The organism is Neptunicoccus sediminis (genome assembly GCF_001719615.1).
Classification (GTDB): domain Bacteria; phylum Pseudomonadota; class Alphaproteobacteria; order Rhodobacterales; family Rhodobacteraceae; genus Amylibacter; species Amylibacter sediminis.
The window spans coordinates 515,862-528,978 of sequence record NZ_MDVX01000001.1 but is presented as its reverse complement, the minus strand read 5'-3'; the positions used below and the strand labels follow the sequence as shown (position 1 = coordinate 528,978).

The following is a 13,117-nucleotide window of genomic DNA, read 5'->3' as shown; positions in this document are numbered from 1 at the left end:
CTTTCCAGCCCCCTTCAGGCAAGCCTTTGCCAAGACGAATGAAGGACGATCCGGTTGGACATCAAAGCTATCGTTATGGGATTCGTGTTCGCCCTGATCTGGTCGAGCGCCTTCACCTCTGCGCGCATTATCGTATTGCAGGCACCGCCGCTGACCATATCGGCGCTGCGCTTTCTGCTGGCGGGGCTGCTGTGCATGGGAATCGCCTATCTGATGGGCCAGCGTATCCGGCCGGACCGCCGTAACTGGGGGGCTGTGGCGATCTTCGGAATTTGCCAGAACGCGCTTTATCTAGGACTGTTCTTTATGGCGATGCAACGGATAGAGGCGTCACTGGCCTCTATCATCGCGTCTGCTGTGCCTTTGATCGTCGGTCTGGTTTCGGCCTTGCAGGGGGAGCGGGTTGGCTGGCTCGGTTGGGCGGGGCTGTGCACCGGATTTGCCGGAGTCGCGCTGATCATGGGGGCCAGATTGTCAGGAGGTGTCGATCTGGTGGGTATCCTGCTGTGCCTGATCGGTGTCACCGCCCTTGCCATCGCAACACTGGCGGTGCGGGCGACCTCTTCCAAGGGCAATGTCCTGATGGTGGTCGGGGTGCAGATGATGATCGGCAGCGCCGCGCTTGCAGTTCCCGCGCTGCTGCTGGAGGTGCAGAGCTTCACGTGGACTGGATCACTGGCGGGGGCATTTGCCTATACGGTGATTATGCCGGGCATTGTCGCTACAATCATCTGGTTCCTGCTGGTAGAGCGGATCGGCGCAACGCGGGCCAGCACCTTTCATTTTCTAAATCCGTTTTTCGGCGTGCTGATCGCGGCTGTCATCCTGAACGAAACGCTTAGCCGCACGGATGTGATCGGGGTTGTGATCGTTATGGCCGGTATTCTGGCGGTTCAATCCTCCCGCGCTGGAGCCCGTCGGAACGGCTGATCAGGCCGCTTTAAAGATAGAGATCTGCTCCAGCGGCATCGGCGCATCAATGTCGGTATATTCCACCATGTGGAATTTCAGACGGTCATCTTCTGACGTGGCAAAATATGTCACCGTACAGGACGCGCAGGCGTTATCGTGGATGTCGAAATACTGCTTCGCAACCTTGATACTGATCCCGTCCGCCTGCTGGCGATGTGCGCAAAGTTGCTTGGAGTCCGAGCGCACAATACCCGCCAGTTCCAGCGTAGCGCGATACTCTGCCAGCAGGCTGCGAAAATCCGCTTCGGTGCGGACGACAGAAACCCTGTCGTGAACAAAAATCGGCAAGGGAAACACGAAATTGCGCGACACCAGGATGTCATGGCCTTCGAAATGACGGTCGGCCATGTATTTAAAAAATGAAGTGTACCCCATAGCAGGCAGCAACCCCCAGTTTGAAAGGTGTTTAGGTTAAAATGTAATTAAAGAAGCCCTGAGGCTACGGGTTAGCTCGTGCCTGAATTGCTGACAGTGGCTGGCGTGTGTTGCGGGGTAAATAAGCAAATTTTTCCGCGAAGCAATGGTAAATTTCGACTAAATGGTAAATTTTCACCAGTTTTTTACCATTACGTCACGTTAAAGTTGTATTTTGTTGCATTTTTTCAACTACACAACCGGAAGGCGACTAACCGATGGTGCCGCGGTTCTCGCCGATCTGCCCGCGATGCAGCAGAACATGGTCCAGAATCACGCAAGCCATCATCGCTTCGCCCACCGGAACCGCCCTGATTCCCACGCAAGGGTCGTGTCGCCCCTTGGTGATGATCTCTGCAGGCTGGCCCGATTTGGTGATGGTCTGACGGGGCTTCAGAATCGAAGACGTAGGCTTCACCGCAAAACGGCAGACCAGATCCTGTCCGGTCGAAATGCCACCAAGCACCCCGCCTGCATGGTTGGAGGAATAGACAGGTTTACCGTCGTTCCCCATGAAAATCTCATCCGCATTGTCTTCGCCGGTCAGCTCTGCTGCGCCCATGCCCGCGCCGATTTCAACGCCCTTAACCGCATTGATCGACATCATCGCCGTGGCGATGTCTGTGTCTATCTTGCCATAAACCGGCGCCCCCAGCCCAGCGGGTGCGCCCTTGGCGATCACTTCGATCACCGCACCAACCGAATTGCCGGACTTGCGCAACTCATCAAGATAGGCAGCCCAGTCCTCAGCCGCCTGTGCATCCGGTGTCCAGAACGGATTTTGTGCGATCTGGCCCCAATCCCAGCTTTCCCGGTTGATCTTATGTGGCCCCATTTGCACCATACAGCCGGTGATTTCCAAATCTGGCACCAGCATTTTCAACGCTTCCCGCGCCACACCACCCGCAGCTACCCGCGCTGCAGTTTCCCGTGCGCTGGACCGCCCGCCACCGCGATAGTCGCGGATGCCGTATTTCTGCCAATAGGTAATATCCGCATGACCGGGGCGGAATTTTTCCATAATATCAGAGTAATCCTTGCTGCGCTGGTCGGTGTTGCGGATCATTAACTGGATCGGCGTTCCTGTTGTCTGCCCTTCAAACACCCCCGAGAGGATCTCTACCGCGTCCGGTTCCCGCCGTTGAGTGGTGTATTTATTCTGTCCGGGTTTGCGCATATCAAGCCAGTGCTGCAACATCTCTGCGTCCAGCGGTACACCCGGAGGGCAGCCGTCCACCGTCGCCCCAAGCGCGGGTCCATGGCTTTCGCCCCAAGTGGTTACAGTAAACAGACGTCCGAAGGAATTGATCGACATAGGCTTTCTCCTTGTGAAAACCTGATAGTAGAACCCTGCCCCCTAGAAAACCCCTTTGTGTGCCGCCGTCCGGTTAAATCAGTGCCGTTCCAGCAAAACAGGCCGCACGGTCCGTGGGCCTGTTTGCAATTCTGTGGTCTGTGTCGTGCCCGCCCTAGGCAAGCATCTGCGAGATCAGCAAGATGCCAGCGCCCGAAAACAGCAGCCCTGCCAGAATACCCATTGCCGGAGTATTCATCTGGCCGAGCAGACCGAAACGGGACGGCGTGGCCGGCGGTGGAGGTGTTTGGGCCGCAACATCGGCGCGGGTTTGTTTGGGGGCTTCGATCACCCGAACCCGCCGGTCTTTGGCCGGTTTGCGCGGGCGGCGGGCCGGCATTTTCAGATCACCGTCCGCTTTCGCCGCCACTTCTGCCAGAGCAGTCATTTCCGCATCCATTTCCAATGAAAGATCAATCTGCTCCGGCGCAACTTCGAGGTTTTCTGCCACGGAAACTTCTTCCAGATCAAATTCGGTCTCGACCTCTGGCATGGCTGTATCTGCCTCTTTGGACTCTACATCCACATCCGCTTGACGCGCCGCTTTTGCATCAAAGGCCGCCGGGATAATCTTAAAGCGCGTGTCATCGGCTTCTGGCGTCTCCAGTTTGAAATGATCCGGCGTTTCGTCCTTTGGCTCTTCTGCTTCGGCACGGATCTCGTCATCCAGAACCGTGCGGAAAATCCCCAGATCAAAGGGCGCGTCTTCTGTTTCGGATGCGGCGCTTTCTTGTGCATCACGGGCGGGGTTTGTTTCTTCTTCGATGGCAAACTGCTGCAGCTTGAGGATACCCTCATCGACCGCCTCGGCGTAAGTGTCGTCGCTCTCCTCTGCTGCTTCCAATTCCGGCTCCGCCTCCGCACTCTCGTCCAGACCGGCATCAAAGCCTTCCTCCGCATCATCGCCTTCATGCACAGCAATGGTATCATTCATCCAGTCCAGCACGACAAACGCACCCTCTGGCGCAATTCCTTCGTCGTAATCCTTATCAACAGAGGGCCGTGCCAGCACATCATCGCTATCCAGCTCTGCACTGCTAAAGGTTTTCTCAATCCCGTCGGTCACACGCACCAGAAACACGGCGTGGGCTTCCTTGTCGTCGAACAAGGTTCCTTTTACCTTCAGCTCATCCTCTTCAAACTCGAATCCTGCGGCGCGGAAAATCCCGCGCACCCGCGCATCGGCAGAGCGTAGCGCGGCAACAGCGGTAGGGCTGCGAAAGCGCGCCACCTTATTTTCCATCTTGCGATCAAGATCCGTCAGCATCTCCAGCATAACAGGGCCGGATGGCGTTTTTTTAGCGCTGACTGTGAATACATCAAATTCGTAATTTAGTGCCATGCCTGCGTTCCTCATGCTCAAATACGCTACTTAACTTGCGTAAAAGCTACCCTCACAATTGGTCAGAACTTTGTCTCAAATTGGATTTTGTAGGGACCATACACGGGCCGAACAGGGCAGCGCAGCCGATCTGCTTGCTTTTTATCCCGGCGCTGTTACACCTGAGACAACCTCGGGGGGGCTGCTTCTATAGCCTGAGATACGCAACAGCGTGACCCGTTGAACCTGAACCGGATCATACCGGCGGAGGGAAGGTACGGTGCGTTTTCCAAATCCTGCCATCCGTCTGTAGCTTGAAAGGATTTAAGAATGACCTCCCTCTTCCGCACAGCATTTGTCGGCTGCCTGACCGGTCTCGGCTTGACTGCCACGCTTGCGGGCACAGCGCACGCACAGGACAAGCCGGTCCTGACGGTTTACACCTACGACAGCTTTGTCACCGATTGGGGTCCCGGCCCGCAGGTGGAAAAAGCCTTTGAAGCGGTTTGTGACTGCGACCTGCAACTGGTCAATGCCGGTGATGGCGCTGCCCTTTTGTCCCGCCTGCAATTAGAAGGCGCACGCACGGATGCGGATATTGTTCTGGGGCTCGACACCAATATCACAGCCCGCGCCAAAGCCACCGGCCTGTTCGCCAAACTCTCCCCCGCCCCCTCCGGTCTTGATGTACCTGTGGACTGGAGCGACGACACATTCGCCCCCTATGACTGGGGCTATTTCGCGTTTGTCTATGACAACACCAAGCTGAAAGACGTTCCGGGCAGTTTTCAAGAGCTGATCGAAGCGGATAAAGACCTGAAGATCGTGATACAGGACCCGCGCTCCTCCACGCCGGGACTGGGGCTGTTGATGTGGGTCAAAGCGGCCTATCCCAATAAATCTGCCCATATCTGGGACTCCCTTGCGCCGCGTATCCTGACCGTGACCAAAGGCTGGTCCGAAGCCTATGGCATGTTTCTTGAGGGAGAGGCGGATATGGTGCTGAGCTACACCACCTCCCCCGCCTATCACATCATTGCAGAAGACGATCACACCAAATCCGCAGCCTCTTTTTCAGAAGGTCATTACATGCAGATCGAGGTCGCCGGAAAGCTCGCCTCCACCGACCAACCGGAGCTGGCCGACCAGTTCTTAAGCTTCATGACAACAGATGCCTTCCAGTCGATCATCCCGACGACCAACTGGATGTATCCGGCCAAATTCCCCGAGGCCGGTCTGCCTGACGGGTTTGAACAGTTGATCACCCCCGAAGACAGTCTGATCATCAGCGACACGGATGTGGAAGCCATCAAAGAGGACGCATTGGCTGAATGGCTGACCGCGCTCAGCAAATAACCCTCGCCCGCAACGGGCATCTGTCCCGACCGTCCCTGTTCAAAACCCTCACAGGGAGCGCCGCCTTGCTGGTGGTGCTGCTGTTGACGCTTGGAACCGTGGCGGCTGTGGCCTCGCACGCAACGGTCGGACGCGGTTTTACACCGGCGGATTGGGCAGCGATCCGGTTCACTGTGACACAGGCCCTTCTGTCCGCCACGCTCAGCGTTGCTATCGCCGTTCCCACCGCCCGCGCCCTTGCACGACGCCGGTTTCCCGGTCGTCAGGTGATGGTCGCCCTGCTTGGCGCGCCCTTCATCCTGCCCGCCATTGTTGCCGTGCTCGGCATTGTGTCCGTCTGGGGACGATCCGGCCTTATCTCGGAGGGATTAACCGCTGTTGGCCTGTCGCCGCTCAACATCTACGGGTTCAGCGGCGTGGTGCTGGCCCATGTGTTCTTCAATCTGCCGCTGGCCACACGGCTGATCCTGCAAGGCTGGATGGCGATCCCGGCCGAACACTTCCGGCTTGCCGCAGAACTTGGCTTCACCAGCAAGGATGTCAGCCGCCAGTTGGAACGCCCGATGCTCCGCGCTGCCGTGCCGGGGGCGTTTCTTCTGGTGTTTCTGCTCTGCCTCACCAGCTTTGCCGTGGCCCTGTCCCTTGGCGGAGGCCCCCGTGCCACCACCATCGAACTGGCGATCTATCAGGCATTGCGGTTCGATTTCGACCTCTCCAAAGCGGCGCTGCTGTCGCTGCTGCAATTCGCGCTTTGCACGGCGACCGCCGGTGCAACGCTGGCGCTGGCAAAACCCACGGCGTTTTCGATCGGGCTGGACCACCCGCCCGCACGCTGGGACGGCACAGAGCGTTCGACCCGTCTGGTGGATACCATCCTGCTGCTGGCTGTGGCGCTGTTCCTGTTCGCCCCCCTCGTCTCGGTCATCCTGCGCGGGCTGCCGCCGCTGTTCGCACTGCCCCCGCAAGTCTGGCCGTCACTGCTGAATTCCCTGCTGATCGCGGTTCCCGCTGCGCTGCTGGCCACGGCGCTGGCTCTGGCGCTGGCGGCGCTGATCACCGAACTGTCACGGCGCACAGGCGCCGCTGCCCTGCTGGAAGCCGTCGGCTTTCTTGCGCTTGCCGCATCGCCCTTTGTGATTGGTACGGGGCTGTTCATCCTGCTCAATCCTGTGATCGACCCGTTCAAACTTGCCCTGCCGATCACCATTGCCGTCAACGCCACCATGTCCCTGCCCTTTGCCCTGCGCATCCTGTTGCCCGCCTTGCAACGGGCAGAGGATCACTACGGGCGGCTTGGCGCCTCGCTTGGCATGACCGGACTCACCCTGTTCCGCATCGCCATCTGGCCACGGATCAAACGGGCCGCAGGCTTTGCCGCGGGACTGTCGGCAGCGCTGTCTATGGGGGATCTCGGCGTGATCGCATTGTTTGCGCCACCGGATTTTGCCACCCTGCCCCTGACCATGTACCGCCTGATGGCCGCCTATCAGATGCAGGCCGCCGCCGGTGCCGCGCTGCTGTTGGTGGGCACCTCTCTCGCCCTGTTCTGGGTCTTTGATCGCGGAGGACGCCTTGACCATAACATTCGATAAACTGGAACTGCGACAGGGGGAATTCTCCCTGACGGCGGACTTGCAGATTGAAGAGGGCCATAAAATCGCCCTGCTCGGACCGTCAGGCGGGGGGAAATCCACACTGCTCTCGGCGCTGGCGGGGTTTAATACACCTCAATCGGGCCGCATTCTGTGGCGCGGGGAAGACATCACCGGCACCCATCCGGCCCAGCGCCCTGTCACCCTGCTGTTTCAGGATCACAACCTGTTCCCCCATCTCAGCGCCGCGCAGAACATCGGCCTTGGGCTGCGCCCGGATCTGAAGTTATCCCGGGCCGAGCATGACACTGTGGAACAGGCGTTAGAACAGGTGGGCCTGAAGGGACAAGGCGCAAAACGGCCTGCCCAACTGTCCGGAGGCCAGCAGCAAAGGGTGGCCATTGCCCGCGCCCTGCTGCGGGAAAAGCCGATCCTGATGCTGGACGAACCTTTCGCCGCCCTTGGTCCCGCGCTCAAACACGAGATGCTTGATCTGGTGGGTGCAATCGTAGATGCCGCCAAAGCCACCTTGCTGATGGTCACACACCAACCCGAAGATGCGCTGCACATCAGTGACCAGACGTTGCTGATCGCAGAAGGTAAGGCCCATGCCCCCCAAGACACCCGCACATTGCTGGCCAACCCGCCGTTGGTCCTGCGAAACTATCTCGGCACGTAGCCCCCTTGACAGCACGGCAGACGCAGGCTTTGAGGGTCGCGACTGACACTGTTTCAAGGTCCCTCCGACATGACACATAAAAAGCCGGTGATCGGCATCCTGACCGAAGGGCGCGGCGATCTGAAAGTGGACAGGTTCCACTATGACGACCACTACACCTGCCCTGCATTCTACGTCGACGCCGTGCGCCGCGCCGGTGGTGTGGCGGTGCTGCTCCCACCGGGAGAACCCCATGTCGCAAGCTGGCTGCCCGTTGTGGACGGGATCATCTTCAGCGGTGGCGTAGACGTGCATCCCGACCGTTACAACGGCGACAGGGACAATCCGAAGGTACAACAGACTTCGCAGGAACGGGACGAAACCGAACTCTCCCTTCTTCACCATCTGCGAGACAATGCACCTGTCCCGACGCTCTTTATTTGCCGCGGTATGCAGTTACTGAACGTGGGACTTGGCGGCGATCTGCACCAGCATATTCCCGACCTGCATCCCGGCGACATTCATCGCAATGCCCAAGGCGGCTGGACCCGTCAGCCTGTGGCAGTGGATGCGGAGTCAAAACTGGCAAGCGTCATGGAAACCACCGAGGTCGATACGTTTTCCGGCCACCACCAAGCGCTCAGCCGGATCGCGCCGGGATTGCGTGCCGTTGCCCATGCGCCCGACGGTATCGTTGAGGCAGTCGAAGACCCCGACCACCCGTTCTTCCTCGCAGTGCAATGGCATCCCGAACTCTCGGCAGAAACCGACAAGAGCCAACAAAACCTGTTTGACGCCTTGATCCGCGCCGCAACAAAATCCTGAACGTGGCCAAGGCTCTTTTTGGGGGAAATATCCTCAGGGGGTCCGGGGGCAGAATGCCCCCGCTGCGCCCACCCTCAGTGCGGAACCGATGAGGAAAACAGGTTAATCACCAGAACGCCGCAAACGATCATGGAAATCCCGACAAAGCCGGCGGTGTCGATGCGATCCCCGAACAACAAAGCGCCAGCAATGGTCACAACAGCCACGCCCGCACCGGACCAGACCGCATAGGCCAGCCCAACGGGAAAACTGCGCAGAACGATGGCGAGAAAATAGAAAGAGACCGTATATCCCACCGCAGTCAGCCCCACATAAGGCAGTTTGCTCAGCCCGTCCGAGGCTTTGAGCGACAGGGTGCCAATCACCTCGGCCCCGATTGCCAGCAGCAGATAAACCCAAGTCATGGCATATTCCTTTTATTCATTTGTCGTAAAGCTTCACTGACAGCCATTCCCGCGCTCATCGCCACATTCAGGCTACGCGCCTGCCCTGTCATCGGCAGTTTCACCCGCGCCTGTGCATAATCATGCACCTCTTGTGGCACGCCGGCACTTTCCCGCCCCATTAAGATCGTATCATTCGGTTGAAAGGTAAATTCCCACAGCGACTGTTCCGCCCGTGTTGTCATCAACACAATCCGCCCGTCCCGCGGGGCCTGTGCAAAGCTGTTCCAACTGTCATGGCGGGTCAGATTGGCTATATCCGCATAATCCATCGCAGAGCGTTTCAGCGCCTTTATCGACAGAGGAAAACCGCAGGGCTCAATAATATCCAGAGGCACGCCAAAACAGGCCGACAGGCGGATCATGGCGCCCAGATTGGGGGCGATATCGGGTTGGTAAGCGGCGAGTCTCATGGCTCTGCGATAGGGCAAATCCGGCGTGAAGGGAATAGCGGGATCACCGGCGCGGACTCTTTAGGGGCGTCGCCCCCGTCAGTTCAGGTAAACTTGCGGAACAGTTTGGTCTGGTCGAACATATCCTCCAGCCGCTCGGTCCGCTCTTTGGTTTGCGCCCAGTTCTGGTCCTGAATGGCCGCAATTACCGACTCCACCAGCAACAGCGTGGTCGCGGCGGAATCCCACGCCGAGGGCACGACGATCCGGCTGCTGAAACAGATGTCCGCCAGATGATGCACAGGAGAGCGCCACTGGTCGGTGAACAGAATGATCTTTGCCCCCATCCCGTGGGCCATTTCCGCCAGTTTCAGCGTGTTATTTTCATAACGGCGGTTATCGAAAATCACAAAAACATCACCCTGTTTCACGTCCAGCAGGTAATGGGGCCATGCGTTGGATGTGGACTGGATATGGGTCACTGACGCGCGGATCACCTGCGCGTGCAGGAACAGATACTCCGCCATTGTGTGGGTAATTCGCCCCCCGACAATATAAAGCGCGCGATCCGGATCACCGATCAACCCGCAGGCCGCATCAAAATCATCAGGGTCGATCTGGCCAAGCGTGTGGCGGATATTGTCGATCACCGCATCGGTAAACCGGTTGAGCACATGCCCCGAAGGCGCACCCTCCGCCCAAGTATCATGTTTGGCAATCGGGTTCTTTGCCTTGGCCTTCAACTCTTCGCGCAGTTCGGTCTGGAATTCGGGATAGCCCTTGAACCCCAGCTTCTGCACCATCCGCGCCACGGTCGGCGCCGAGACATTGGCATCTTTGGCCAGTGTCGCCAGCGGGCCAAGTCCCGAGGCCGGATAATTTTCCAGAATCGATTGGGCCAACTGGCGTTCGGCACGGGTCAGCCGGTCTAGCTCGCGCTGTATACGATCGGAAATAGTGGGCTGGTTCTCTGGCATTGGCTCTCGTTTTGACGACTAAAATTACAACGTTACGACTTCTGTTCTTTTTGTAACACAATTCTGTTGACATATTCGCAGATGCGCAAGAAGTTTAACTTGAACAGGGAAAAAAGTTTCAATGACGGCCAGTAACACAGAAGACGTTGTAGAGGTTCTGAACCCCGCGGGCGCATCGCCGGTTGTGCTGGTTTGCGAACACGCCTCTTCTTTCATTCCGCCCGAGTTGCAGGACCTTGGCCTGAACCGGAACGACCGTCTGAGCCATGCAGCTTGGGACCCCGGCGCGCTGGCAGTGGCACAGCAGATGGCAAAGCGGCTGGACGCAAAACTGGTGGCGAGCAGGATTTCCCGCCTCGTTTATGACTGCAACCGCCCGCCCGATGCACCGGACGCCATGCCCGCCCGCAGCGAACTGGTGGTGGTGCCGGGCAATGCGGAACTGGACGAAACAGCCCGTCAGTCGCGCACCATGGCCTATTACCACCCTTTCCGCGAAACTCTGGCCCGCACGCTAAGCGTCACAGCCGCACAAGGGGCAACACCGGTGCTGGTGACAGTGCACAGTTTTACGCCGGTCTATCACGGCAGCCCCCGCGCGGTGGAAATCGGCATCCTGCACGACAGCGATACCCGACTGGCGGATGCCATGCTGGAGGCCGCGCAAGCCAGCGAACTCAACGTGCAGCGCAACGAACCCTACGGCCCTGAACACGGGGTGACACATACGTTAAAGCAACACGGCCTGTCGAACGGATACGCCAATGTGATGTTGGAAATCAGAAATGATCTGATCGGCACCGAAATCCAGCAACGAAAGATGGGTGACACGCTTTGCGACTGGCTCCTGACCGCCCTGAAGCGGATAGAGCAGGAAGGTCAGCCATGATGCGCGGGTTAGCTTACGGATATATTCGCGCCATTGATGCTGTGAACTATCACATCGGTCGCATCGTGATGTACGGCATCTTTGTCCTTATGGGCATCCTGCTCTGGTCCTCGATCAGCAAGACCTTCTTCCTGCCCTCGCTCTGGACACTGGAACTGGCCCAGTTCTGTATGGTGGCCTATTACATTCTGGGCGGGCCATATTCGATCCAACTGGGATCAAACGTGCGCATGGACCTGCTTTACGGGGAATGGTCCCTGCGGCGAAAGGCATGGACCGATCTGATCACCGTGCTGTTTCTGATCTTCTATCTCGTCGTGATGATCTACGGCGCGGTAAGCTCGACCGCCTATTCCCTTGGTTATTGGGGCAGCGAGCCGTTTTCATTCCTTGCCGGACTCGCCACCGGAGCAGAGGAAGTGGGCCGTGCGGAACGCTCCTCTTCGGCGTGGCGTCCGTATCTGTGGCCGATCAAATCCATCATGATTGTCGGTCTCACCCTCATGTTACTGCAATGCATCTCGGAGCTGTTGAAAGACGTGCTGCGGCTTAAAGGCGAAGAAATCTGATGTCCTATGAATTGATCGCCATTCTGATGTTCTCTTCCATGATGCTGATGCTGCTGACCGGCCAGCGGGTGTTCGGGGCCATCGGGTTTATCGCTGTTGTCGCGGCGCTGCTGCTCTGGGGGGACAAGGGCGGATTTGACATCGGGTTTTCTGCTGCGATGAAGCTGATGAAATGGTATCCGCTGCTGACGCTGCCGATGTTCATCTTCATGGGCTATGTGCTGTCGGAATCCAAAATTGCCGATGATCTCTATAAGATGTTCCACGTCTGGATGGGCGGCCTGCGGGGTGGGTTGGCCATCGGGACGATCGGGTTGATGGTGCTGATTTCTGCCATGAACGGTCTGTCGGTGGCAGGCATGGCCATCGGTTCCACCATTGCCCTGCCCGAGCTGTTAAAGCGGGGGTATGACAAAAGGATGGTCACAGGGGTGATACAGGCGGGGTCCTCGCTTGGTATCCTTGTGCCGCCTTCTGTAGTGCTGGTGCTTTATGCCATGATCGCGCGGCAACCTGTGGGCCAGTTATGGCTGGCGGGCGTGGTGCCGGGTCTGATGATGGCGGGGATGTTCATCGCCTATATCGTGATCCGCTGTCGGATAAATCCGGTTCTGGGTCCGGTTCTGGATGCCTCCGAACGGGATATGCCCCGCGCTGAGAAAATGCGCCTGCTGCGGGCGGGTATCCTGCCCATCGTGATCTTCGCCGTGATGATGGTGCCTTTCGTGAACGGCTGGACTTCGCTGGTGGAAAGCTCTGCCATCGGCGCGCTGGCGGCCTTTGTCGCGGCGGTGCTGAAGGGCCGTATGACCCGCGAAGTGTTTGAAAATTCCGTGCGCAATACCCTTGGCATTACCTGCATGTTCATGTGGATCATTCTCGCCGCTCTTGCTTTTGGCGCGGTGTTTGACGGTCTGGGCGCAGTAAAGGCAATCGAAAGCGTCTTTACCGAGAAACTGAACCTCAGCCCGTGGATGATCCTGATCCTGATGCAGCTTAGCTTTATCCTGATGGGGACGTTTCTGGACGATACCGCCATGCTGGTGATTGTCGCGCCTTTGTATGTGCCGCTTGTGGGGGCGCTTGGCTTTGATCTGATCTGGTATGGTATCCTTTACACGATCACGACCCAGATCGCCTATATGACACCGCCGTTCGGATATAACCTGTTCCTGATGCGGGCAATGGCGCCGCCGGAGATCGGTTTGCGGGACATCTATGCCTCGATCACACCGTTTGTGCTGGTCATGCTGCTGGCGTTGATACTGGTCATGGTATTCCCCGGCATCGCCACATGGCTGCCTGACTACATTTACAACAAACCCTAGAAGCCGGACCAACCGGCCCCAATCAAA

Annotated in this window: 14 protein-coding genes and 1 riboswitch; of the genes, 8 read left to right on the top strand and 6 right to left on the bottom strand. The window is 58.0% G+C overall.

Annotation, left to right across the window (positions count from 1 at the left end):
- Positions 1–54 precede the first annotated feature (54 nt).
- Positions 55–930: a DMT family transporter gene (locus BFV97_RS02460; RefSeq protein ID WP_069298716.1), complete on the top strand. Its 876-nt coding sequence runs from the start codon at positions 55–57 to the stop codon at positions 928–930.
- Here the strand turns inward: BFV97_RS02460 and BFV97_RS02455 are convergent, their stop codons facing one another.
- From BFV97_RS02455 to BFV97_RS02445, 3 genes are all read right to left on the bottom strand, one after another.
- On the bottom strand, positions 931–1,347 hold the full coding sequence (locus BFV97_RS02455) for a hypothetical protein (protein ID WP_157888255.1): 417 nt from the start codon (positions 1,345–1,347) through the stop codon (positions 931–933).
- Positions 1,348–1,597: 250 nt separating this feature from the next.
- Positions 1,598–2,701, bottom strand: a complete 1,104-nt coding sequence (gene aroC, locus BFV97_RS02450) for a chorismate synthase (RefSeq protein ID WP_069298714.1) — start codon at positions 2,699–2,701, stop codon at positions 1,598–1,600.
- Positions 2,702–2,855: 154 nt separating this feature from the next.
- Positions 2,856–4,082 (bottom strand): hypothetical protein, encoded by a 1,227-nt coding sequence (locus BFV97_RS02445; protein ID WP_069298713.1) that lies wholly within the window; start codon positions 4,080–4,082, stop codon positions 2,856–2,858.
- Positions 4,083–4,246: 164 nt separating this feature from the next.
- A riboswitch (TPP riboswitch) is annotated at positions 4,247–4,351 on the top strand.
- A 40-nt stretch (positions 4,352–4,391) separates the two neighbouring features.
- Between BFV97_RS02445 and thiB the strand changes: the two genes are divergently transcribed.
- The 4 genes from thiB to BFV97_RS02425 all read left to right on the top strand — a co-directional run bounded on the left by thiB (position 4,392) and on the right by BFV97_RS02425 (position 8,492).
- Positions 4,392–5,417: a thiamine ABC transporter substrate binding subunit gene (thiB, locus tag BFV97_RS02440; protein ID WP_069298712.1), complete on the top strand. Its 1,026-nt coding sequence runs from the start codon at positions 4,392–4,394 to the stop codon at positions 5,415–5,417.
- A complete protein-coding gene (locus tag BFV97_RS02435) occupies positions 5,393–7,009 on the top strand; it encodes a thiamine/thiamine pyrophosphate ABC transporter permease ThiP (RefSeq protein WP_069298711.1) in 1,617 nt (538 codons plus the stop codon). Before thiB ends, BFV97_RS02435 begins: the two co-directional genes overlap by 25 nt.
- Positions 6,990–7,688 (top strand): thiamine ABC transporter ATP-binding protein, encoded by a 699-nt coding sequence (locus tag BFV97_RS02430; protein WP_108721611.1) that lies wholly within the window; start codon positions 6,990–6,992, stop codon positions 7,686–7,688. The genes BFV97_RS02435 and BFV97_RS02430 overlap by 20 nt, the downstream gene beginning before the upstream one ends.
- A 69-nt stretch (positions 7,689–7,757) precedes the next feature.
- Positions 7,758–8,492 (top strand): gamma-glutamyl-gamma-aminobutyrate hydrolase family protein, encoded by a 735-nt coding sequence (locus BFV97_RS02425; protein ID WP_069298710.1) that lies wholly within the window; start codon positions 7,758–7,760, stop codon positions 8,490–8,492.
- 74 nt (positions 8,493–8,566) lie between these two features.
- Here BFV97_RS02425 and BFV97_RS02420 read toward each other — a convergent pair whose 3' ends face one another.
- From BFV97_RS02420 to BFV97_RS02410, 3 genes are all read right to left on the bottom strand, one after another.
- On the bottom strand, positions 8,567–8,896 hold the full coding sequence (locus BFV97_RS02420) for a DMT family transporter (protein WP_069298709.1): 330 nt from the start codon (positions 8,894–8,896) through the stop codon (positions 8,567–8,569).
- Positions 8,893–9,348 (bottom strand): tRNA (cytidine(34)-2'-O)-methyltransferase, encoded by a 456-nt coding sequence (locus tag BFV97_RS02415; protein ID WP_069298708.1) that lies wholly within the window; start codon positions 9,346–9,348, stop codon positions 8,893–8,895. The genes BFV97_RS02420 and BFV97_RS02415 overlap by 4 nt, the downstream gene beginning before the upstream one ends.
- 83 nt (positions 9,349–9,431) lie before the next feature.
- Entirely contained in the window at positions 9,432–10,304 is an 873-nt protein-coding gene (locus BFV97_RS02410) for a MurR/RpiR family transcriptional regulator (protein WP_069298707.1), read from the bottom strand.
- A 121-nt stretch (positions 10,305–10,425) separates the two neighbouring features.
- Here BFV97_RS02410 and BFV97_RS02405 point away from each other — a divergent pair, with 121 nt between their 5' ends.
- The 3 genes from BFV97_RS02405 to BFV97_RS02395 are packed head-to-tail and all read left to right on the top strand — an operon-like array spanning position 10,426 to position 13,090.
- Positions 10,426–11,193, top strand: a complete 768-nt coding sequence (locus BFV97_RS02405) for an N-formylglutamate amidohydrolase (protein ID WP_069298706.1) — start codon at positions 10,426–10,428, stop codon at positions 11,191–11,193.
- Positions 11,193–11,762 carry a TRAP transporter small permease subunit gene (locus BFV97_RS02400; RefSeq protein WP_069299042.1) on the top strand — a complete coding sequence of 190 codons (570 nt, stop codon included), beginning with the start codon at positions 11,193–11,195 and terminating at the stop codon, positions 11,760–11,762. The genes BFV97_RS02405 and BFV97_RS02400 overlap by 1 nt, the downstream gene beginning before the upstream one ends.
- The gene (locus BFV97_RS02395) at positions 11,762–13,090 is read left to right on the top strand and encodes a TRAP transporter large permease (protein WP_069298705.1); all 1,329 of its coding nucleotides are present in this window, start codon (positions 11,762–11,764) and stop codon (positions 13,088–13,090) included. The genes BFV97_RS02400 and BFV97_RS02395 overlap by 1 nt, the downstream gene beginning before the upstream one ends.
- Positions 13,091–13,117: the final 27 nt, after the last annotated feature.